The sequence below is a fragment of the Confluentibacter citreus genome, assembly GCF_002807055.1.
GTDB lineage: Bacteria > Bacteroidota > Bacteroidia > Flavobacteriales > Flavobacteriaceae > Confluentibacter > Confluentibacter citreus.
The window spans coordinates 1-24,004 of the sequence record NZ_NIXN01000007.1 but is presented as its reverse complement, the minus strand read 5'-3'; the positions used below and the strand labels follow the sequence as shown (position 1 = coordinate 24,004).

The window sequence follows — 24,004 nt, the reverse complement described above, 5'->3', positions numbered from 1 at the left end:
TTTGTAGATTTGAATCTATAGTTTTTTATGGATACAGAAAAATCTAAATTCGATATCTTCCGGCAGAAAGTGCACATTGTCATTTATGGTACAAATACCATGATGGGCAGATTGTTCGATCTTGTATTACTTGGGCTAATTTTATTGAGTGTACTCATGGTGATGCTTGAAACAGTCGATTTTATAGATGATAAGTACCACCAATTTTTTGTTATATGTGAATGGATTATTACCATTTTCTTCACGATAGAATACATTCTACGCATTATCTCCATAAAAAAACCTTCGGAATATATTTTTAGTTTTTATGGCATCATAGATTTTATAGCCATTTTGCCCATGTACCTCTCGTTTTTCTTGGGTGGAGCCCAGATACTTTCGGTTGTTAGGGCATTAAGACTGTTACGTTTGTTTAGAATACTTAATCTGGTAAGTTTCATGGGACAAGCATCACAACTCAGATTGGCCCTTAAAACGAGTCGAACCAAGATTGTCATATTCATTTATTTTGTGCTTGTGGTATGTGTACTTCTAGGCTCATTAATGTATGTGATTGAAGGTAAGGAAAATGGTTTTACAAGTATTCCTGTGAGTATTTATTGGTGCATTGTAACCCTAACCACGGTTGGCTACGGAGATATACACCCCATAACACCATTGGGACAGGTAGTGGCCTCGTTCATCATGATTTTAGGTTACGGCATTATTGCTGTACCAACAGGTATTGTTACCGCAGAACTTGCACAATCTAAGCGTAAAGGAAGTATCTTTTTAATCGGAAACCGAAACCCTTGTCCGAGTTGTGGTGAACAAGATCACATGGAGAAATCCGAATTTTGCCATAATTGTGGCCATAAACTACATGATGACTAAGTTTTTAATTTCTATTGTGGGCCCAACGGCCATTGGCAAAACTGCTTTAAGCATTAAACTGGCACAACACTTTGAAACAGAGATTATTTCGGCAGATTCGAGACAGTTTTTTAAAGAAATGCACATTGGCACTGCGGCACCAACACAAGAAGAAATCGCTACCGTAAAACATCATTTCATTCATCATAAATCCATTCAAGATAATTATAACGTGGGTGCTTTTGAAAAGGATGCACTGCAATGTTTAGAAACGCTTTTTAAAACCAAAAACGTAGTTGTCTTGGTTGGCGGTTCTGGATTGTATGTAGATGCAGTTACTAAAGGTTTAGATGATTTTCCTGAAGTTGATAGTAACATACGTGAGACACTAAATACCGATCTAGAAACCAAAGGACTTCCCTATTTACAAGAACAATTAAAGCAATTAGATATAACCTCATATAAAACCATTGCTATTGATAATCCGCATCGGGTGATTCGTGCTTTAGAAATTTGCATCGGTACAGGCAAACCTTATTCGTCTTTTTTAAATAAAGAGAAAGTCACACGTAATTTTAAAACCATTACGATTGGACTCACTGCTGACAGACCCATTATCTACAACCGCATTAACCAGCGTGTAGACATGATGATGCAAGCAGGTTTACTTAAAGAAGTGGAAAGTTTGTTGCCGTACCAACATTTAAATGCCTTAAAGACAGTAGGCTATAAAGAACTCTTTAATTATTTAAATGGTGAATGTGATTTGGATTTTGCCATTTCTGAGATTAAAAAAAACACACGCCGCTTTGCCAAACGCCAACTCACTTGGTTTAAAAAAGATGACAGTATTTTGTGGTTTGATTATTTGGTGGATTTTGAGGTTGTTATTGAAAGTGTAGAATCTAAAATACATTAATTGAGTGTTTGTTTTTAAAGATGGTTCTCGATACAAAATAGCTCGTGCCTCACTATTTCACTCGAACTGACAGGCTAACTAAATTTGATATTATTAACCAAATGTCACTTCGAGTGATTTTCGAAGCATGAGAAAATTGTATCGAGAAGCTCATTTAATTAAATATATACATAAACCATTGCTTTGTTAAATATTTAAATGACTTTGTGAGAAAAAAATTCTAAATTCGTTTAACTATCGATATAGATAATTGAAACTATCCATATTTTGAAAGTTAAAAGCAACCTTTAAAACCTCTACTCCAACCACTCCTTAAAATCCTTGACCCGTTCCCTTGCTACAATAACCTCGTCAGCATTATACGTTTTTAGTTTTATTTGTAAACGCGAATTGGTATAACTTACCATATCTTTTATGGCGCGAATGTTTACAAAAAACTTACGGTTTATCCTGAAGAAGGTTCTTGGTTCCAACTCATTTTCCAAGAGTTCCAACGTGGTATCCAATAAATAATTCCTACCATCGGTACAATGCAAATACGTGCCTTTATTTTCACTGTAAAAACACTCGATGTCATCTATATTAATCAGTTTGATATGTTGTCCAACCTTTACTGAGAAGCGTTTTTTATACTCGCGGTCTATTGGGTTTACCAACAGTTTTTTAATATCATTAAAATCGATATTTACGGTTTGCTTTTGTGGTATACGGTCTTGGTATTTTTTTACGGCTTTTGCCAAATCGTCTTCATCAATGGGTTTTAACAAATAATCGATGCTATTCAGTTTAAACGCCTGCAACGCATACTCATCATAAGCTGTGGTGAAAATAACAGCACTTTTAATATCTATGGTTTCGAAAATTTCAAACGACAAACCATCGCTCAATTGAATATCCAGAAAAATCAAATCGGGATGCTGGTTGTTTTGAAACCATTCCAAGGATTCTTCCACCGAATGCAACATGGTTTTTGCTTGAATTCCTAGTTTTTCCAACATACGTTGCAAACGGCGAGCGGATGGTTTTTCGTCTTCTATAATAATTACTTTCATTTTTTTAATTGTAAAGGTTCAAAGTTACAAAGATGCTAAGCTATCAAGATTTTATTTGAAACTGAAAACTGCGACTGCGACTGAAAACCAAATCACTCCCATTTCTTTTTCTCCTTATCCATAAATTCCTGAACTTTTCGATCTTCCCAATCTTTAGAGAACATCAGGTTTTTACCAAATATACCTAAGGCATGAAAACCCAAACCAATCCCCCAGAAAAGCGCTGTAGAAAATGTGCCAAAATGCATTATATCACCCCCATTTACCACAACCATTCCGATTAAAAATAAATTGACCACAACATACCAGAACGCATGCCAGTAGAAGCCTTTTAGCTCTTTTAACCTCTTTTCTGCTCTTATATAAGCATCTTCTTTTTTATATTTTTCCATGATAAAGGTGTTTAGTTCCAACGTTTTTGTTCTTCTTCTTGTCTCATAAACTGTTCTATCTTGCGTTTTTCCCAAGTACTTCCTAAAAATGTATCGCTAACATATACCCTAAAGGCTTGAACTGCCAACCCGATTCCCCAGCCTAACATGGGGAACCAAAACCACTGGAAACCCCAATAGGTTCTATAATTAATGAATATTAAAAAGGGTATTACAAAGACGTAGGATACTAGGCTGTAATAAAAATTCTTAAGTTCTTCAACATGGTTACGAGCTCTTATATAGCTATCTTCCATTCTAGATTCTGATTGTTGTGTTCTCATAATTGATATTTGTTTTGTGAGCATAGGGATGGCTACTGCAAACCTATTGGCTTCTTTGTTTATACTTATTTTTTTGGTTGTTAATAAATCGTAGCGTTGCATGATATTGCTTAAGCCCACGCCGCTACTCTTTTTTACGATGTCTTTTAATTGAAGATTATTTTCTACAACTAAATAGTTACCGTCTTCATAAATTTTAATATGCAATGGTTTACTAGAGGTTACCATATTGTGCTTTACGGCATTTTCTAAAAGCAATTGCAAGGATAAAGGCACCACTTTACTTTCTGGATTGGATGCTTTTTCGGGCATTTCAAAAACAATGCTGTCCTCGAAACGCATTTTTAATAAAGACATATACGTTTTAGCAAACTCCAATTCTTCATCAACCGAGACCAATTCTTTATCCTTTTGTTCTAAAACATAGCGATATACTTTGGATAACGATGTGGTGAATTTTTGAGCATTTTCTGGATTTTCTTCAATTAAACTCGTCAGCACATTTAAACTGTTGAATAAAAAATGGGGGTCTAACTGATTTTTTAAAGCATCAAACTTAGCACTTGCCGTACCCGCAATAACCTTTTGTTCTTTTATTTTGTTTTGCTGATACTTATTGTAATAATATACAATGTGAAAAATGATAACGATGGTTATGGTAATCCATAGTCCGAATTGGTAATACCTAAAACGTTCGTCTGCTATAAAAGCAAAAAATGTTTTACCGTTAAACATCATGGCCGTTAGTGCCCTAATTAAAAACAACCCTAGTAACGTTACTACCGTCGAACCAATAATACCAATACTTATACGTTTTATTTTATCTCTTTTTTTCCATGTAAGTCTTTCTAAATAATTGAAAAAATACAGATTGGAAAACCCGAGAAGAAAAGCATATAACTGATACATTAAAAAATCGATAATACCTTCATTGAAACTTTCATATCTGAATCCATGGGATAAAAAGCTGCTAATTATATAAACCAAGCAACCAATTATAAACGTTACGATGATATTTTTAATCAATTTTGTCATAGTGTTTCTTCAAGATTACAATGCTTTTGCAAGGTTATTGTAGTCAATTTTTTAATGGTATTTCTGCTTTAAAGTTAATAAAAAGTTCCAATGGGATTTTAAATTTGGCTGCCCATTTGGCAATGCCGAAACCAATAAGGTGGTTATAGGGATTAGATGTTTCATGTTTTCGTTTTTTTTAATTATGAAACAAATATCTTATGAGAGTAGAGAAAATAAAAAAGGTATTAACCGAATTGTAATTTATAACCGCTGAATTGTAATTTAAAAGCAACCATATAAAAAACGGCTAACCACATAATCTATGGTTAACCGTTTAAAACAATCAAACTCAATATAAAACCTAACTAATGGTTTATCTTTTTAATTAGCTGCCATAACAAAGTTGATTGGCAAACTAAATGGCACTGGTACTGGTTTTCCTCTTTGCTTACCAGGTATCATCTTTGGCAATGTATTTATGATCCGTACAGCCTCATTTTCTAAAGTCGCATCTGGTCCCCGTGTTCTTATTTTTGTAATACTACCATCTTTATCGATTGTAAATATCACAGAAACCCTACCATGTATTCCTAAATCTAACGCTACTTGTGGATATTGGAAGTTTTTCACCACATGTGCTTGCATTTTCTGTTCAAAGCAAGCTCTTTTTTGAGCTTTACTTACCTTCTCGCAGCCAGGAAAAACAGGAACATCTTCAATAATCGCAAAAGGTACCTCTACTTCCTCCTCAACTTCCTTAACGGCTACATCACGAACATTAACAACAACATCTGCTATTCTATCATCCTGATTTGTTTCGGTACTTTCGATTATCGTTTCCTCAACATCTTCAATATCTTCAACAATTTGAACTGTTTCGGTCAATATGGCCGGTGGCGGTGGAGGTGGCGGCGTATTTATATTCATAATTGGTATTTCTTCTTCTATTTCTTTCTCTAAATTCAATACCCCAATATCAATATCTGCTTTATCATAAGTTTTAAATTCTAATGCCTGCCATGTGATGAATAACATGATATTAAGTCCAATGGCAAAATACAAACTGCTATTTCTGCCAATTTCTGCTTCTGGGTTCTTTTTAACTTGCATGACTCTTGTTTTTATGATGTAAAATTATTCCAATGAACCATTATTTACTATGACAATTATCATGTCGTACCCAAAAAAATCATCAAAATTTTTAATTTCATAAAATAAAAAAAGCCGCCTTTTAATAAGGCAGCTTGTAGTGTTTTTAACTGGTTTAAGTGTATTAAATACCAGTAAATTTTAGTTTTAAGAAATACTAATGGTTCTCGCTGGTTTTTGCTTGGCTTCTTCTTTTTTGGGAAGATGCACACTTAAAATACCTTCATTATATGTGGCCTTAATTTTGTCGTCTTGTACAGTTTCTGGCAACGTAAAGGTTCTTTTAAATGATGAATAACCAAACTCCCTACGGGTATAACCTGCTTCCTTTTCTTCTTTGTTTTCTTCTTTAATTTCTGCTGAAATAGATAGCACATGGTTCTCTAAATCGATGTTGAAATCAGATTTTTTCAATCCTGGGACGGCCATTTCAACAATAAAAGCATCCGCTACTTCTTTAATATTTACTTTAGGCAGCGAAATACCTGTATTAAAATTTGACGAAAACAAGGTTGGAAATTCACCTAGAGGAAAATCTTCTAGCCATGTTGATAAATTTGGGAAGTTTGACAATCTATTTTTATTAGTTGTTGTTAAACCTCCATTTTTTGTTACTGTTGCTAAATTGCTCATAATTAAAAATTTTTAGTTAAACATTATTTTATCTATTTTAATAAATAAGTGACAAAAAAAATACCAAAACACAAACTGACAGATAATAGTCTTTTTTTTAATGTTACGTTAACAAACGAATGACAGTTTTTCATTTTTGAAGTATAAAAAACTGTCATAATTTCACAAGTACACAATGTTAAGTTTCTAAAAAACAGCCTATTATATCAAAAAAAATAAACTAGGGCACATGCATTGTTTTTGAGTAGAAATCAATTAATTTCGTTTGATTTTTAACCCCTAATTCAAAATGGACTTTACAACACCTTGGATAATTTTAATAGTTTACGCTTTCGCGCTTTTGTTTTTTGATTTTTTTGTATTGCACAAAAAAGGCACACAATCATCTACCAAAAAAGCCATTTATGAAACTATCTTTTTTGTTTCCAACGGCCTTTTATTTTCTATTTTAATCTATTGGTTTTATAATTCCCAGATTGTTGATAATCCTACCAACCTTACTCCTAATAAGGCTGTCTTAAATTATTTAACCGGCTATATGGTTGAATTATCATTAAGTGTTGATAATTTATTTGTGATCGCAGCCATTTTTGCCTCATTTAAAATCCCACTTAAATCTCAGCATAGACTTTTGTTTTTGGGTATTTTGGGTGCCATTGTGTTTAGGGCCATTTTAATTAATTTAGGATTGGTTCTTATGAATAAAGTACATGGAATGAGTATTGTTTTTGGACTTTTCCTATTGTTTACAGCTATAAAAATGTTGAAAAATGACGTAGAACATAAAGAAAAGGAACAAAGCAAAGGTTTATCAAAGTTTTTTAGGCTTACCAAAATTATTGATGGCGAAAAATTCACGACTGTTGTTGATGGCAAAAAAGTATTCACTGCCCTATTTGGTGCCTTAATTACGATTGAGTTTACGGATTTATTGTTTGCATTGGATAGTATTCCTGCCATTTTATCAATCACCACAGACCCTTTTATTGTTTACAGTTCTAACATTTTTGCCATTATGGGTTTGCGTTCGCTTTATTTTTTCCTTTCAAGCATGCTGGAAAAATTTGCCTACCTTAAATACAGCGTTTTTTCCATCCTGTTATTTGTTTCGATAAAATTGATTAGCTCACAGTTTTTTCATATCCCGGAATGGTTCTCGCTATCTTTTATTGGCCTTTCATTAGGGGTTGGTATCTATATTTCGACTTTAAATATCAGAAAGATTGATTCTAAAAAAGATATGTAAACGTTTAGTTATTGTTCTTTTTTTTTCGTCCGTTTTAATTCATAAAACGAGTGCGCAAAACAAAATTGTAACACGCGAAAACCAACAATGGCTCCAATATTATAATGAAACCAAATTAAACAAAAATTGGACGCTGCTTGCTGATGCCAGTCATAGATGGAAAGATGACTTTAATGAAAGTTCCCAATTTATTGTAAGGTCTGCTTTAGGATATACCATAAAGCAAAATTTTAGGATTTCAGCCGGTTTTGCCTATTCTGGCTTTTATTCACAAGATACTTTAAATAGAATGGAATACCGTCCGCATCAAGAGTTGGTGTTTACAAATACCCTTAACAACATTAAAATCAATCACAGACTTCGTGTTGAAGAACGTTTTTTCAATCCCTTAAATGATTCAAATAACACCTTCAATTTTCGTTTTAGGTATAGTTTTGCGGTAAGCTTCACCCTATTTAAATTATCAAAAACCAATCCTGAAAGCCTGTTTTTATTAAGGATTAATGATGAAATTTTCATTAACTCAGGAAAGCAAACGGTTAATAAAACATTTGATCAAAATAGGTTTGTAGTAAGCCCAACCTTTCAATTAAATAAAAGTCTTTCCATTTCTCCCACTTGGAACAGTCAATATGCCTCAACATCCACATCTGGAACTTACAGACAAACAAATGTATTTTGGTTGCAAATACGGCATAATTTGGATTTAAGTAAAAGTAATAAGACTGAGTAACCTACATTTTTACTTTCTAAAATTGATATTGTAGAAGATTTCTATTACATTCGTTTAACGTTTGATATAGGTAATTGAAATTATTCATATCTTAAAAGTTAGCGATAATTATATAAATGGTCGAAATCAACATTCAAAATAAAGGAAATATATCTGTTAAACAAAATGGAAAAGAATCGTTTAAAATGATTCGAAAAACTAAAATCCCATTTTCCTTTACATATGGAGAAATCTTTGATGATAAATTTCGAGCCAAAATAAGGTTTGGTTTTTTAAGAAAGAAAGTGTTATTTCAAGACTTTAATTATAAAATTGAAATCGTCAAGCAAAATTTATTTACTAATGTGTTTTACGTAAATAATCTTTCTATAAAAATAACTCACAATTTATTAAACTTTTATTTAAAGAAACCGTATTCCAAAATTTATTGCGATAATGTTTTAATTGCAGAAGTATCCTTAAAAAAAGTTTTTGATTTAGATGGGTATAATTTAATTTTAGAGTTTACTAATGAAAATGAAAAAGAGCAAAACGAAATTTGTCTTGTATGTTTTTTAATCTACTCAATAGAAACCAATTTATGGTAATAATAACTATCGCTAACATCGGTTTCGCAAAATGGCGAAAAAAATGCAAAGTTGACGTTTATCTTTCGCAAGAAATATATCTTAGTGGAAAATATGCGATTAGGAAGTTCGCCACTTCGTGAAGCCGCGACACGTTAAACAAAACCAAAATCCTCACCAATAAACTATCCTCCAAATAACCTATATTTGCATGTTTTAAAACAACATCATGCGCATAGATATTATTACCGTTTTACCTGAATTACTTAAAAGTCCGTTTGAAGCTTCCATTTTAAAACGCGCTATTGAAGCGAATTTGGTCGAAGTGCATTTTCACAATTTAAGGGATTATACGAGTGATAATTATAAATCGGTTGACGACACCCAATTTGGTGGTGGCGCAGGTATGGTTATGATGATTGAACCTATTGATAAATGTATTTCTGCACTAAAAGCAAAACGCCATTACGACGAGGTTATTTATATGACACCCGATGGCGAAACCCTAAAACAAGGCATAGCAAACCACATATCATTAAAAGAAAACATCATTATTTTATGTGGCCATTACAAAGGTGTAGACCAACGTGTACGCGACCATTTTATAACCCGTGAGATTTCTATTGGTGATTATGTGTTATCTGGAGGCGAGTTGGCAGCCGCCGTACTTTGTGATGCTATAATTAGATTAATCCCAGGGGTTTTGGGCAACGAAACATCTGCCCTAACCGATTCGTTTCAAGATAATTTATTGGCGCCTCCTATTTACACAAAACCACGTGAGTATAAAGGTTGGAAAGTTCCCGAACTTTTATTTAGCGGCAACCTACCAAAAATAGAAAAATGGCGTGAAGAACAGGCTTACGAGCGCACCAAAGAACGACGGCCCGACTTGCTAGAAGATTAAATACTTATTTTTAAAAACTTTTGGCTTTTAGCTTTTAACTTTTAACTTTTTAATTATCTTTGCACCCAATTTCGGGTTAACCTCTGGCGAGAATCGTGAATGTTGTTTCGAATTAATCAATATTAAATTTAAAGATATGGAATCTTTAGTAAAATTTGTTCAAGACGAGTTTGTAACGAAAAAAGACTTTCCAGAGTTTGGAGCTGGAGACACAATTACTGTTTACTATGAAATTAGAGAGGGCGAAAAAGTTCGTACCCAGTTTTTTAGAGGTGTAGTTATTCAGAGAAGAGGTAGTGGAGCATCAGAAACATTTACCATTAGAAAAATGTCTGGTACTGTAGGTGTGGAACGTATATTTCCAGTTAATTTACCAGCTTTGCAAAAAATTGAAGTTAACAAAAGAGGTAAAGTTCGTAGAGCTAGAATCTTCTACTTTAGAGGTCTTACTGGTAAAAAAGCTAGAATTAAAGAAAGTAGACACTAATAAATATACTTTCTGTTTTTCAGACAGAAACTTAAAAGCCTTGATAGTATCAAGGCTTTTTTTATTAACAAAAGTTAATAACTCTAGTTCATAACGCGTTGATATCTAATAGTCTGAAAAATTTGTTTTTTTGATTTCTTAAAGTATCTTAGCATAAGAATTAAATAACAACCTCGGTTGGTTTCATGTAAAAGTGAATTTATATTGACATTCTAAATGAAGTAACGTTCTTTATAAAAAAATTGTTTTTTGAGGTTTTGTTGTGCCACGTGTAAGCGTGTGTGAGCAAAAAACCATGATATCATAGATAGATTTAGATGTACAACAGCTAAATAACTAATGTGATTGAAAGCTTTGAAAAAAAGTAGGTTCCGAAAGGGCTTGCTTTGGTAGGAGCAATGCTTAGAAGTGTATTGATTGTGAAAAACAAACAATAGATTGAAAAGCATCAAAAGAAACAATAAACTGAAACATTTTAGTAATATGTCAATACATTTTGATAATTACAATTAAAATGTTTCGTTGAAATAGTAATACTTGCATTGAAAAGATTTACTCGAAAGATTAAGTTGATTTAGTAGTAATACTAAATAGGTCAGGTCCTACTACTTCAAAGAAAGCCATATCAAAATAGATTAATTTCTATGTGATATGGCTTTTGTTTTTTAGAGTATTCTTCAATTTCTAGTGTTACCTTTAAGTCATATACCTATTTATTCAATACAGGCGTCTTCAAACTTGTAAGGGAGGTAGTTATTTTATCTCCCTTTATAATAGTTAAAAGCAGCTTATAATTCTCATTCTTTTCCGGTGCTGTTAAATTTAAAGTAGCATTAAAACCTACATCTTTTACGGCAAGGTAGTTACCATAATCATCACATTTTATCAAAGACCATTCAAATTTAAAACCATCATTATCTGTTGCAAATGTCCAGCCCTTACTATCATCATAAAACATAGCACGATAAGTATATGGGGTATTATCAAATATCAATTTTGATGGTTTTAAAATTTTAAATTTAGGAAAGACAGCTTTGTAGTTTGTTTTTGCTAATTTAGAATGTAATGTGTAATAGTCTTCTTTATATCTGCCTTTTCGGTCTACTAATCCATAAAAATCCAATTTATTACTCTCATGCTTATCCTGCCATGAGGTGATGTAAAAAGGCTCATTTTGAATACTGTTTTCATGTTTTACAAAATTATCTGTGCCAATTTCCCTAAGGACAAAATTCTTTCCTGATTTTTTAATATGATTTAAAACTTCATCCAAATAACCATCCTCTTTAACTACAATCCCAATGGCGTCTATTCCATTTATATTACTTATTATCCTATTTATATGAAAAATGGATTGCTTATTTATTTCAACATCTACTACCAATGGTCGATTAGGATCTAATATTTTAATTTCTTCCACAAGACTTTTCAACCACAATAGGTAAGCTTTATTTTGATACAAAAGCTCTGGTTTATGGAAAAAGTTTTTTTGATTGTATTGCACATCATTTTCAATATTCCATGAGATAATATGTTTATTCTCTTTTAAAGACTTTACTTTTTTTAGAATTTCAAATTTTAATGATTGCGTTTTTAATGTATCAATCATAAAATCAACATCTTCAGGGATCCAAAAACTGAGTGAAACATCCATTTCAAACATCTCACTAATCATTAATACATTATAATCGTATGTAGAATTTAGTTGATATTTGATGGTATTTACCCCAAGCGTTTTAAGCTTTTGAAAGTCGTCAATTAAATTATTTCTATTTAGCACATAATAGTCACTTTTCCAATTATGACCCTTTTTATAATTAATCCCTTTAATATTCTCTAAGGTGTTATTTTTTTTAATAAACTGTGTGTCATGTGTTTTTAAATTTGCTAAAGGTTGGAATACATAGCTAGGCACTTCTTTATTAGCAAATGAAGTTTCTGTAAGTTGCTTTGAGGCCACAGACCAATCTAAATACTCATTATGGCGTTCTCCTTCAGGCCAATTGTTATCATATTTGCTATTAAAATAAATAATGGATTTAATTTCAGGGTAATCATCTGCCATGACTTCAAATGCTTCGTCTAGCCAATCTTTTTGATCCTTTTCCTGATGACTGGATTTCAAAGACCCGAACTCAGATATGATTACGGGAGTTAATGGTAGGTTTTTGAGTTCATCATGAAAAGGTTGATACAAACTTTTAAAATCATGTCCTGTTCTATCTTCATTGAACTCTCCATAATTTAAAATATTGACACCAATCCAATCCAGATATGATTCTCCAGGATAATAAGACACCATATTTTCTGATTTCCACGGATTCCATATCCAAACAATATTATTTGCCCCCCGTTTTCTAAATATTTCGTAGGTATGAATCCACGCGGTTTTAAACTTTGTTGCTGCATCTTCCCCTTCTACATACCAGGGATAAAAAGGATTGTCGAATTCATGGGCAAATCTGAGAAAAACGGGACGATTATATGATTTTAAATCATCTGCAAAATTGGCCATGAAATTATCAAAATATCCCTCTACTATAAGATCGTAAACATGCTTTCCTTCTATGCTTTTGTCACTTTCAAAAGTGTTTAACCAAGGTTCCCATGTAATAAAAGGTATGGATTTTTGCTCAAATATTGAATCTACCAATGTTCTGGGAAAATTGGATTCAGTATTGGCATCCCAACTTATGTATATAGAAATTAAATCAAAATTTTCATCAGTATTATTTAATGTTTTTTTTATTTCATTAAAATCGGTAAGACCATTATCTGAGCTAGGGGCATAAATGCCCAAATAATTAATAATATTTTTTTCTTTAACAATTGGGGAAACACCAGTCCATTTAATGTATTCCCTATAGTATAGAAGACTTCCACATATAAAAATTGAAAACAAAATTATAGGCAAAGCCAATTTATTAAAAAAATTAAAGGCACTGTTCCTTATGGTCTTGGTATATAACTTATGGTTTTCATCAAATTTTATATTCTCTAATGGAGGCTTTTCATAAGCAAAAACTAGAGTATAAAACATGAAAAAAGCATTCATTAGAGCAAAGCCCGCCATAAATAGTGAAAATGGCGTATAATCTACACTTAATCCATAGATGGCCGCTACAATAGACAATATAGCAATTACTAGATTTGGAATCAATAACTTAAAATTTGTTAACTCCTTATCATTTTTTGGGGTTGGCAAATAAGGAACATTCTTCCTAATTACCGTATATATAAATCCAATTAGTAAAACCCACCATGAACAAATCATTAACAAACCTCCCAGTATGTGGAGTCCACGTTCGCTTTTATGTATTACCCAGCGCTGAATATACAGACGAATACCTATGATAGAAATGAACATAGGCATGTAGATAAGACCAAAATTTATAATATTCCCTTTCCAAGGCAGAGAAGCATTGAATAAAGAAATTATAGGCACCAAAAAACCAATCAGAAAAAAAATACCCGACAAATAATGCATAGGTAATATTCCGTAATGTATTTTTTGTCTCCATGTAAAATTCTTAAATAACTTAGGATAAACCGATACTAATAATTCCAAAGTACCCCTAGACCACTTTAACTGTTGTTTATAATATGCGGTTAGCGACGCTGGCACCAATCCCTTTGTAAATGCCTGTGGAACGTATATAGATTTCCATCCTTTGGCATGGAGTTGCATGGCAGTATGCATATCTTCAGATAATCCGGGAGCATGTCCACCTATGGAATCTAACGCCTTTCGTCTAAAAACACAATTCGCGCCTATGGCATTAACCGTTCCATATGAGTTCATACACATCATAAGAGGACCGTAAAAATGAAATGTTTGCTGTGCAGCTCCTTTGGCCACAGACGATTCCTCTACATTATAGTATACTTGAGCGGTTTGAACAAATCCTATATTTTCATCTTCAAAGTAAGGTATTACTTCGTCTAAGAAATTTGATAAGGGAACGTGATCTGGATCAAGAATTAGACAAATTTCACCCGTTGCTTGCTGTAAGGCATTGTTAATATTACCCGCTTTAGCGTTAATCCTGTTATCTCTTGTGACATGGATAATGCCGTTATTATTACAAAAATCCTTTAAATAAGCATCATTAGCTTCATCGCATAAATAAGCGGTGTGAGGATAATTAATTTTTTTGATAGCTAAAAGCGTTTCAACTATCATGTCGTAAGGTTCGCCAGGGAAGTAAGTAGTTAATATATCTACCGTAAATTGTTTGTCGGAAATTGGCTTTACAGGTACACTTACATCCCAATAGTGATACCATATATAAATAATTCTCAGACTATCAAATAGTATAACACTGGTAAGGAGCCAAAATAAAAAGGGGTTTTCTATTAATTCAGGTTGAAGAAACCAGAAAAAAAAATTAAAAATAGTTAACAAGGCAATTATAATAATTAACCTTAGGGCAAATAAGTCCCTTTTTCTAGGATTTGTTAAAAAATTAGCATCAATCATGGGCTTCTAAAACATAAAAAGGTATGTTGGCTGTGGAAAAATTTCCTTTTTCATCATACACATGAACAAAAATCCTATATGGTCCTTCAATATTTGGGGTTATAAACGTAAATGTTAAATCGCCCTGATTCTCTAAACTCTTCAAAATCAATTTAGGCTTCTTTTCATTATCATATAGTTTATAATACCAACCTTCTTCATAAATTTCCCATTGATACTTAAAAGCAGCATCGATTATACCCTCTAAATGTAAGGTGGCTGTTTTGACATCGTTCGGTTTATAAATCAATTCATCTTCAGCTCTTTTCCCATTTATCGTCATATCCTTTAATTTTGGCGGAAAATCATTTTTAATTGCGGATTCGCCCCAACATGCTTGCATGTCATAATAAATTTGAGATTTTCTTCCTTCTTCGTCAAATATGCTAAACCACGTATGAGTACGCTCTTGTTTTTGGGCCCAATAAAAAACTAAACTACCCATGGATTTTTTATCTGTAGCTATAAACGAATTGTATTGATTTACATATTGCTCTCCTTTTTTGGTACTTATATATTCTATAGGCGCACCCCAAGATGTCGTCTTTGACTCCCATGGTCCACTACTTCCAAATTCGCTTATATAGTAAGGCAATTGCTTTATTAAATAACTTAGTTCATCATATCGACTACTTAGACCATATAAGCTGCCAAATATATTTAACCCTATGAAATCAAGATTGGGAGAATGAAGATTAATACTTAAAATTTGCCATCTGTCATATTGATTACTCGTCCCAACTGGATGATTACGATCTAAATCATGAACCATATCAACTAAATCATTGAATGTTTTTATAAAATCATTCTTTATAAAAACCTCTGGATATTCAAGTTCATTCCCCATACTCCAGAATAGCAGAGCAGGATGATTTTTATAGGCATTTACAAAATTTTTAACAGTACTTTTTAAAGCCGTGATGTTTTCTTCATTAGAATAGAAATTATATTCTTTATCATATTTAGGAATGGGTATATCAACAATAACAGCTATGTTATTATTATAAGCTCTATCTAAAATCGATTGAATATTTGTAGTGTCATATAAACGAATGGTATTTCCCCCAATATCAGATAAGGCTTCTAAATGCTCTCCATTGCCAGCAGCTCCTTTAATTATAAACGGTTCACCTTTTCTAAAAAGCTTAAAACCAACTGAATCTTCAACAATGTAAACATCTTTTGTATTGTCTACAACGCTTTTTTTATCTCTATGGGTATATAGGAGGAGAAAAACTAGTGAAACTAAAAAAACAACAATAAACAAGAAAACTATTTTAATAAGTCTCTTCATTAAAATTATGTGGTCAAAATTAATAGCATACAAATGTATCAATTAAATCTTACACTAATAATTAAAACATTTAAAAAAGCAATCCTGTAAAGCTTTTTTAACAAAACTTGATAATAGACTGGAATTATAATAACATACAAAACCAATTTCAAATACAATATAAAACCAAAAAATAGATTGTTTCTTGAATATCAATTTCAAGAATTAATACTATATAATGTAATATTTTAAGAATTAATAAAAAACCATATTTGTATTTACTAACAATAATAAAACTTCTACAATAGTATTTATAACCCTATAAAAACCTTATAGATTTTGTATATTCGCATCGCGAAAAAAGTCTTTATGGATTTTATGAAATTGCATTTTTTATTTTACTAACTTAAAAACTGGACCCGAATGTCTAAAATTTTTTATACAAAAACAGATGAAGCTCCTGCTTTAGCAACACGTTCATTATTACCAATAGTAAAAGCCTTTGTTAAATCTTCAGGAATTGAAATTGAAACTAAAGATATTTCTTTAGCTGCAAGAATTTTAGCTGTTTTTCCAGATTTTTTAAAAGAAGAACAACGCGTATCTGATGATTTGGCGATACTTGGTGCATTAGCCACAAAACCTGAAGCAAATATTGTGAAACTTCCAAATATTAGTGCTTCCATTCCACAGTTAAAAGCAGCTATAAAAGAATTACAATCCAAAGGATATGCCATTCCAAGCTATCCAGATGAGCCACAAACCGATTCAGAAAAAGAAGCAAAATCTCGATACGACAAAATAAAAGGTAGTGCTGTAAACCCAATCCTTCGTGAAGGGAATTCAGATAGACGTGCACCAAAAGCGGTTAAAAATTATGCCAAAAAGAATCCACATTCCATGGGTGCATGGAGCAAAGATTCCAAAACACATGTTGCCACCATGTCTAGTGGCGATTTTTTTAGTAATGAAAAATCTTTAACCTTACCAGAAGCAACAAGTATCACAATTGAACATACTGATAGCAAAGGAAACATAACCATTTTAAAAGATAAATTTGCTCTGCTAAAAGGTGAAATAATTGATGCTACCATAATGAGCAAAAAAGCGTTAGTATCCTTTTTTGAAGACCAAGTGGCTGACGCGAAAGCGAAAGATTTGCTATTTTCTTTGCACATGAAAGGCACCATGATGAAAGTTAGTGATCCTATTATTTTTGGACATGCTGTGAAAGTATTCTTTAAAGATGTATTTGAAAAACATGGTGAAACTCTCGATAAAATAGGCGTTGATGTCAACAATGGTTTTGGTAATTTAATTGAAAAAATTAAAGAATTGCCCGAAGCAAAACGTAAAGACATTGAAGCTGATATTGCTGCTGAATTTAAAAAACGTCCTGCCATTGCCATGGTGAATTCAGAAAAAGGTATTACAAACCTTCATGTGCCAAGTGATGTGATTATTGATGCTTCCATGCCTGCTATGATTAGAACTTCGGGACGTATGTACAACCCAGAAGGCAAACTTCAAGACACTAAAGCCGTCATTCCAGATAGTAGTTATGCTGGTATTTATACTGCAACTATCGATTTTTGCAAAGAAAACGGTGCTTTTGATCCTAAAACAATGGGAACAGTACCTAATGTTGGCTTAATGGCGCAAGCGGCTGAAGAGTACGGCTCTCACAATAAAACTTTTGAAATCGCATCTGATGGTGTTGTACGTGTTTTAGATGCTTCTAGAAAAACATTATTAGAACACCCTGTGGAAACAGGAGATATCTGGAGAATGTGCCAAACTAAAGATGCCCCAGTACAAGATTGGGTGAAATTAGCAGTAACCCGTGCCAAAGCTTCCGAAACACCTGCCGTTTTTTGGTTAGACGAGAACAGAGCCCATGATGCTGAATTGATTAAAAAAGTAAACACATACTTAAAAGATTACGATACGACAGGATTAGATTTAAGAATTTTATCCCCTGTTGATGCCACATTATTTACTTGCAAAAGATTAAAAGAAGGCAAAGATACCATATCGGTTTCCGGAAACGTATTACGTGATTATTTAACCGATTTGTTCCCTATTTTAGAGGTTGGTACCAGTGCGAAAATGCTGTCCATTGTACCTTTAATGAATGGCGGCGGTTTGTTTGAAACAGGTGCTGGTGGTTCTGCGCCAAAACACGTTGAACAATTTATAAACGAAAACCATTTGCGTTGGGATTCCTTAGGTGAATTTTTAGCCTTAGCGGTATCACTAGAACATTTTAGTGAAGTAAACAAAAATGAGAAAGCCAAAATTTTAGCCGAAACACTTGATGAAGCTACTGAAAAATTATTGGAAAACAATAACGGTCCTTCTAGAAATGTTGGAGAAGTAGATAATAGAGGAAGCCATTACTACATAGCTAAATATTGGGCTGAAGCACTAGCTAAACAAAACTCGAACAGCAGTTTAAAAGCAGAGTTCACTCCTATTGCTAAAGAATTGGCAAGCAATGAATCTGTCATATTAAATGAGCTCAGCAGCATTCAAGGAAGCCCTGTAAACATAGAGGGTTATTATTTCCCAAATGAAAAGCTTGTTAATGAAGCGATGCGACCAAGCAAAACCTTCAATACTATTCTAAGCTAAAACTATTAATATAAAGTTTATATAAAATGCCTCTTAATAAGAGGCATTTTTTTTACATTTATCAAAAAAAATTGATTGATGAAAAACATCTTTGTCTGCTTCACTATACTCTTCTTTTTCAATTGTTTCCATTCAAATTCACAAGAAAAATTCACTTTAAGCGGAACTATATTTGAAATAAAAAGTAACGAAACGGTCATAGGGGTTAATCTATACTTCCCTGAAATTGAATTAGGTACATCTTCAAACGAATATGGTTTTTTTTCCATCACAGTTCCCAAAGGAACATATAAATTAATGATATCATCCATTGGTTATAATACAATAATAGACACTATAAATCTTTCTCAAAATATTACTAAAAACTATAGTTTAGAAGAAAATGTAGAAACCCTAAACGAAATAATAATTATCGAAAACGTTGAGAAACTAGATATAAAAAAGCCCCAAATGAGCATTAACAGCTTAACATCCAATACCATAAAAAACATACCTGTTGTTTTGGGTGAGGCAGATGTTATAAAGGCAATCACCTTGTTACCTGGGGTAACAAATGCAGGCGAAGGGTCTTCTGGCTTTAATGTTAGAGGTGGTGCAGTAGACCAAAATTTGATTCTTTTAGATGAAGCTACCATTTATAATTCGTCTCACTTATTTGGCTTCTTCTCTGTTTTTAATCCAGATGCTATTAAAGACTTAAAGTTATACAAAGGAGGTATTCCTGCTCGCTATGGAGGTAGAGTATCATCAGTATTGGATATTTATCAAAAAGATGGCAATAGCAAAGAATTTCATGCTAACGGCGGCATTGGTATAGTTTCTAGCAGGTTACTTATTGAAGGCCCTTTAAAAAAAGATAAAAGTTCGTTTCTCTTTGGAGGACGTTCCAGTTATGCCCATTTATTTTTACCGCTGTTTGATATTAATAATGAAGCCTATTTTTATGATTTAAATACCAAACTAAGCTTCAAAATAGATGATAAAAACAATATTTACTTATCTGGTTACTTTGGTCGCGATGTATTTACAATTGCAGATTCTTTTGAGAACATTTATGGTAATTCCATTCTTAATTTAAGATGGAACCATCTGTTCTCAAATAAACTGTTTACCAATTTATCATTAATTTACTCAGATTATTATTATGATTTAAAACTCAATTTTGTGGAGTTTAAATGGAACTCTGGTATTCAAAACTTCAATTTAAAATACGATTTTAAATATTATTTGAATAATAAAATGAAACTCGAATTTGGTTTAAACAGTATATATTACAAATTTAATCCGGGAAAAATAGAGCCTACAACTCCAACTTCAGGTATTAGTACTTTTAAACTGATAGACAAATATGCTTTTGAGAATGCTATCTATTTAGATTCTGAATATCAATTATCAGATAAATTGGCAGTCTCCTTTGGGTTAAGACTTAGTTCCTTCTTAAGTTTAGGACAAGATGAACTCAATGTTTATGAAAATGATCAAGCAGTTGTCTTTAATGACAATTTACAGATTTATGAAAAGGCAAATCCCATTGGTACAGAAAATTTCAAAAGAAGCGATGTAATAAAATCATTCTTTAACGCAGAACCAAGGTTGTCAATGGCTTACCAACTTAACGATAAATCGTCTATAAAAGCAAGTTACAATAGAATGAGCCAGTATTTGCATTTATTATCCAATACAAGCTCTCCAACACCACTTGATGTTTGGACACCCAGTGGAAAATATATTAAACCCCAATTACTAGACCAGTATGCTATTGGATATTTTAAAAACTTCAACTATACAGATTACTCGCTTGAGATTGAAAGTTTTTATAAAACAGTAAAAAACAGAATTGATTATATTGATGGAGCCGATCTGATAGCCAATAATGCCATTGAACAGGTTATATTAAATGGTAACGCCGAAGCTTATGGCTTAGAAGTTTTATTTAAAAAAAATGAAGGCAGGTTGAATGGTTGGATAGCTTATACACTTTCAAAATCAAAACAACAAACAGAGGGCAGAGCACCAAATGAATTAGGTATTAACAATGGTAATTGGTACAACACCCCACATGATAGAACACATGATGTTTCATTAACAGCAAACTATAAGTATTCTGAAAAATGGAAGCTAAATGCCAATTTTTTATTTCAAACGGGTAGACCAACAACGTATCCTAACTCGCAATACATATATAATGGCGTGAATGTTCCTAATTTCGAGCCAAGGAATTCCAATAGATTACCCTCGTATCACAGGTTGGATATTTCGACTACATACACACCAAAACCAGACAAAAAAGTAGGCTTGCAAAGCTATTGGGTTTTTGGAATTTATAATATTTATAATAGAAGAAATGCTGCTTCCATTCGCTTTGGAAGTAATGAAACAAGTGGGCTTAACGAAGCAACGCGATTATCTATATTCGGCATAGTACCGTCTGTATCTTATAATTTTAAGTTTTAATGTTATGAATTCATTATTCAAAAAAACACTACTCGTATTTATCTGTATATTGGCAACAGCTTGCGAAGATGTTATTCAAATCGATGCTCCCAATATTCCTCCAAAATTGGTCATTGAAGCTTCTATTAATTGGTTTAAAGGTACTCCTGGTAATTTTCAAGCAATAAAATTATCATTATCAGCTCCTTACTTTGACACACAAATTCTACCTGCCAACAATGCCGAAATAACAGTTACGGATAGCAGTAATAATACCTTTGTTTTCACTGAGAATGAAGACACAGGTATCTATGTAACCTATAATTTCATTCCTAAGATTAATGAAACATATACCCTAACTATTATCTACCAAAATGAAACCTATGTTGGTACTGAACTCTTAAAATCGGTCACTTCTATAACCCGTGTAGAACAAGAAAACGATAAAGGTTTTTCAGGTGACGAAACAGAGCTCAAAGCCTATTATAATGATCCTGAAAATGAAGAGAATTATTATTTCTTCGAATTTATTAATGATAAAAATTCTCTAGTTGATTTAGAAATTTATGATGATGAATTTACCAACGGAAATGAGATATTTGGATTTTTCAGTAAAGAAGACCTAAAACCAGGAGATGAAATAATCATCAGAAATTATGGGGTTTCAAAGCGATTTTATGAATTTATTTTTCTTTTGCTCCAACAAAAAAGTGATGAAAATGGCAGCCCTTTTGAAACCCAACCTACCAGTATAAGGGGGAACTGTGTTAATATAACGAATCCTAGCAATTATCCTTTTGGCTATTTCAGACTCTCTGAAGCGGATCAATTTATTTATACCATAGAATAAAATTTGTTTATACTGAAAAATATTTATTAAGTATTAAAAGGATGATATTGGTTTACAATCACATTATCTAAAATCGTATTTTTATCAAATGAACTTTATTAAAACTACCGAGCAAGATTCTAATTATAACCATCTGGAAATGATGAGTGTCTCAGAATTGCTTAAAAATATTAATAATGAAGATAAAACAGTGGCTATAGCTGTTGAAAAGGCACTTTCTCAAATAGAAACTTTAATCGAACAGATAATTATTAAATTAAAAATAGGCGGACGCTTATTCTATATGGGTGCAGGTACTAGTGGTAGGTTAGGTATTTTAGATGCTTCAGAATGTCCACCCACGTTTGGTGTTTCTCATGATCTAGTAATTGGACTCATAGCTGGAGGCGATACAGCTATTAGAAAAGCCGTTGAATTTGCTGAAGACTCCACAACACTGGGTTGGGAAGATTTACAATTTTACAATGTTAACCAAAACGACGTAGTTGTAGGAATAGCCGCTTCTGGTACAACCCCTTATGTTATATCCGCTTTAGAACTTTGCAATAACAACAATATTATAACAGGCTGTATCACCTGTAATCAGGATAGCCCGTTGTCTAAGACCGCTCAGTTTCCTATTGAAGTCATCGTCGGTCCAGAATTTGTAACAGGAAGCTCTAGAATGAAAGCTGGAACTGCCCAAAAAATGGTTCTAAATATGATCACCACCACGACTATGATTCAGTTAGGGCATATTAAAGGAAACAAAATGGTGGATATGCAACTAAGCAACAATAAACTCGTTGATAGAGGCACCAAAATGATAATGGCAGAACTGAATATCCAACAAGAAGAAGCAAAAAGTTTATTAGATACTTATAAAAATGTACGATTAGCAATAAAAAACTACAAGCATGGAAACAAGTAAAACAGATAAAAACGTTTTGGCAAAAGGCATAAAAATTTTGATTTTTGCCATTCTAAGCCTTTTTACTGGTCCTATTTTACTTAGTATAGCCTTTAGTAACAAAGAAAAACCTCTTTACTTACCTATACTCATACTTGGGTGTCTAGTTTCTGCATTGGCTATCTTTTTAATATTCAAAGGCATTAACATTATAATGAATAGCATGTTTAAAAAGTAAACTATTCATTAATTTGTATTGCTTGCTTTGGAGTACTAGGATTATATCCAAAATCGGAATCTTCTAAAGGAATATTTAAACCATTTAATATATAGTTTATAATAGCATAATGATGTATGGTATGACTATTAGCTTGCGATAATACTGCTCCTAAAGTATATGGCATCTCAATCTTTCCTAAACCCAAGTCATCTTTGACTATAATTATTTCATCTATATTATAATCTGAATCTTTAAGCCTTTCAATAATTATACTTAAATACTCTAATGCTAGAATACAACAATTTTCAACAGCTCTATTTCTACTTCTAGCTGTTAAATCAATTTGATTATGTAAATCTTTATTCAATATACAATCATAAAAATCCAAAATGTGCCTAATATGGGACCCAATACTTGAATAATAAGGAGGTATAGAGTTGTTAGACAGTTGTTCATTAGATAAATTGGCAAGAATATATTGAGACTTTTGAAGTGTTTTTAAAGTAGATTGGATAATTACGTTCATGTAGCCTAAATTAATTAAAATTTTTAGGTTTAAAAACTATTTTCCCTTAGTATTTAAAATAACCCACTCACCACACCTATACAAAAACAAAAAGCCCTGCATGATTACCATGCAGGGCTTCCAAAAAAGGCAACGACCTACTCTCCCACTTTCGCAGTACCATCGGCGCTAACGGGCTTAACTACTCTGTTCGGAATGGTAAGAGGTGAGCCCCGTCGCTATAACCACCTTAAACTTTTGGCTGTTGGCCGTCTGCCCATGGCCATTGGCACTAATGCCATCAACCAATAACCATTGACCATCAACCGGCAGTGTGGACTGCCAAATATCTTAACATATTGAAACAAGATCATGAACTACAACAACAATCATTTAAAACTAATA

20 protein-coding genes and 1 rRNA gene are annotated in these 24,004 nt (G+C 32.6%); 12 read left to right on the top strand and 9 right to left on the bottom strand.

Annotated elements, in window-relative coordinates:
* The first annotated feature begins 27 nt into the window (after positions 1-27).
* Both CDH49_RS12895 and miaA read left to right on the top strand, forming a co-directional pair.
* The gene (locus CDH49_RS12895; RefSeq protein ID WP_100615953.1) at positions 28-873 is read left to right on the top strand and encodes an ion transporter; all 846 of its coding nucleotides are present in this window, start codon (positions 28-30) and stop codon (positions 871-873) included.
* Positions 866-1,771, top strand: a complete 906-nt coding sequence (miaA, locus tag CDH49_RS12890) for a tRNA (adenosine(37)-N6)-dimethylallyltransferase MiaA (protein WP_100615952.1) — start codon at positions 866-868, stop codon at positions 1,769-1,771. The genes CDH49_RS12895 and miaA overlap by 8 nt, the downstream gene beginning before the upstream one ends.
* A 296-nt stretch (positions 1,772-2,067) precedes the next feature.
* Here the strand turns inward: miaA and CDH49_RS12885 are convergent, their stop codons facing one another.
* The 5 genes from CDH49_RS12885 to CDH49_RS12865 all read right to left on the bottom strand — a co-directional run bounded on the left by CDH49_RS12885 (position 2,068) and on the right by CDH49_RS12865 (position 6,337).
* Positions 2,068-2,823 (bottom strand): LytR/AlgR family response regulator transcription factor, encoded by a 756-nt coding sequence (locus CDH49_RS12885; RefSeq protein WP_100615951.1) that lies wholly within the window; start codon positions 2,821-2,823, stop codon positions 2,068-2,070.
* Between the two features lie 92 nt (positions 2,824-2,915).
* Complete coding sequence (locus CDH49_RS12880; RefSeq protein WP_100615950.1) at positions 2,916-3,215, bottom strand: 2TM domain-containing protein; 300 nt, start codon at positions 3,213-3,215, stop codon at positions 2,916-2,918.
* Between the two features lie 11 nt (positions 3,216-3,226).
* Positions 3,227-4,573: a histidine kinase gene (locus CDH49_RS12875; RefSeq protein WP_100615949.1), complete on the bottom strand. Its 1,347-nt coding sequence runs from the start codon at positions 4,571-4,573 to the stop codon at positions 3,227-3,229.
* Positions 4,574-4,936: 363 nt separating this feature from the next.
* On the bottom strand, positions 4,937-5,665 hold the full coding sequence (locus tag CDH49_RS12870) for an energy transducer TonB (RefSeq protein ID WP_100615948.1): 729 nt from the start codon (positions 5,663-5,665) through the stop codon (positions 4,937-4,939).
* A 186-nt stretch (positions 5,666-5,851) separates the two neighbouring features.
* Positions 5,852-6,337: an Hsp20/alpha crystallin family protein gene (locus tag CDH49_RS12865; RefSeq protein ID WP_100615947.1), complete on the bottom strand. Its 486-nt coding sequence runs from the start codon at positions 6,335-6,337 to the stop codon at positions 5,852-5,854.
* Between the two features lie 289 nt (positions 6,338-6,626).
* On the opposite strand from CDH49_RS12865, the gene CDH49_RS12860 reads away from it, so the two are divergent.
* The 5 genes from CDH49_RS12860 to rplS all read left to right on the top strand — a co-directional run bounded on the left by CDH49_RS12860 (position 6,627) and on the right by rplS (position 10,276).
* Positions 6,627-7,583: a TerC/Alx family metal homeostasis membrane protein gene (locus CDH49_RS12860; protein WP_100615946.1), complete on the top strand. Its 957-nt coding sequence runs from the start codon at positions 6,627-6,629 to the stop codon at positions 7,581-7,583.
* Positions 7,561-8,316: a DUF2490 domain-containing protein gene (locus tag CDH49_RS12855; protein WP_157805318.1), complete on the top strand. Its 756-nt coding sequence runs from the start codon at positions 7,561-7,563 to the stop codon at positions 8,314-8,316. Before CDH49_RS12860 ends, CDH49_RS12855 begins: the two co-directional genes overlap by 23 nt.
* A gap of 185 nt (positions 8,317-8,501) precedes the next feature.
* Positions 8,502-8,903, top strand: coding sequence for a hypothetical protein (locus CDH49_RS12850; RefSeq protein WP_157805317.1), 402 nt, complete (start codon positions 8,502-8,504; stop codon positions 8,901-8,903).
* A 208-nt stretch (positions 8,904-9,111) separates the two neighbouring features.
* Positions 9,112-9,789 (top strand): tRNA (guanosine(37)-N1)-methyltransferase TrmD, encoded by a 678-nt coding sequence (gene trmD, locus CDH49_RS12845; protein ID WP_100615943.1) that lies wholly within the window; start codon positions 9,112-9,114, stop codon positions 9,787-9,789.
* 136 nt (positions 9,790-9,925) lie between these two features.
* Complete coding sequence (gene rplS / locus CDH49_RS12840; protein ID WP_100615942.1) at positions 9,926-10,276, top strand: 50S ribosomal protein L19; 351 nt, start codon at positions 9,926-9,928, stop codon at positions 10,274-10,276.
* Positions 10,277-10,985: 709 nt separating this feature from the next.
* Here the strand turns inward: rplS and CDH49_RS12835 are convergent.
* Together CDH49_RS12835 and CDH49_RS12830 are read right to left on the bottom strand one after the other, a co-directional pair.
* Positions 10,986-14,681: a glycosyltransferase family 2 protein gene (locus tag CDH49_RS12835; RefSeq protein WP_162296722.1), complete on the bottom strand. Its 3,696-nt coding sequence runs from the start codon at positions 14,679-14,681 to the stop codon at positions 10,986-10,988.
* Positions 14,682-14,748: 67 nt separating this feature from the next.
* Positions 14,749-16,089 carry a glycoside hydrolase family 2 TIM barrel-domain containing protein gene (locus CDH49_RS12830; protein WP_100615940.1) on the bottom strand — a complete coding sequence of 447 codons (1,341 nt, stop codon included), beginning with the start codon at positions 16,087-16,089 and terminating at the stop codon, positions 14,749-14,751.
* 402 nt (positions 16,090-16,491) lie between these two features.
* Between CDH49_RS12830 and CDH49_RS12825 the strand changes: the two genes are divergently transcribed.
* The 5 genes from CDH49_RS12825 (at position 16,492) to CDH49_RS12805 (ending at position 23,112) form a co-directional block, all read left to right on the top strand.
* Positions 16,492-18,702, top strand: a complete 2,211-nt coding sequence (locus tag CDH49_RS12825) for an NADP-dependent isocitrate dehydrogenase (protein WP_100615939.1) — start codon at positions 16,492-16,494, stop codon at positions 18,700-18,702.
* Positions 18,703-18,780: 78 nt separating this feature from the next.
* Positions 18,781-21,156 carry a TonB-dependent receptor gene (locus tag CDH49_RS12820; protein ID WP_100615938.1) on the top strand — a complete coding sequence of 792 codons (2,376 nt, stop codon included), beginning with the start codon at positions 18,781-18,783 and terminating at the stop codon, positions 21,154-21,156.
* 4 nt (positions 21,157-21,160) lie between these two features.
* Positions 21,161-21,985, top strand: coding sequence for a DUF4249 family protein (locus tag CDH49_RS12815; RefSeq protein ID WP_100615937.1), 825 nt, complete (start codon positions 21,161-21,163; stop codon positions 21,983-21,985).
* Between the two features lie 88 nt (positions 21,986-22,073).
* Positions 22,074-22,895: an N-acetylmuramic acid 6-phosphate etherase gene (murQ, locus tag CDH49_RS12810; protein ID WP_100615936.1), complete on the top strand. Its 822-nt coding sequence runs from the start codon at positions 22,074-22,076 to the stop codon at positions 22,893-22,895.
* On the top strand, positions 22,882-23,112 hold the full coding sequence (locus CDH49_RS12805) for a DUF6095 family protein (protein ID WP_100615935.1): 231 nt from the start codon (positions 22,882-22,884) through the stop codon (positions 23,110-23,112). The genes murQ and CDH49_RS12805 overlap by 14 nt, the downstream gene beginning before the upstream one ends.
* A 1-nt stretch (position 23,113) precedes the next feature.
* On the opposite strand, the gene CDH49_RS12800 is transcribed toward CDH49_RS12805, so the two are convergent.
* Positions 23,114-23,620: a hypothetical protein gene (locus CDH49_RS12800; RefSeq protein WP_100615934.1), complete on the bottom strand. Its 507-nt coding sequence runs from the start codon at positions 23,618-23,620 to the stop codon at positions 23,114-23,116.
* Between the two features lie 124 nt (positions 23,621-23,744).
* Positions 23,745-23,852: ribosomal RNA gene (gene rrf / locus CDH49_RS12795) — 5S ribosomal RNA — on the bottom strand.
* Between the last annotated feature and the right edge of the window lie 152 nt (positions 23,853-24,004).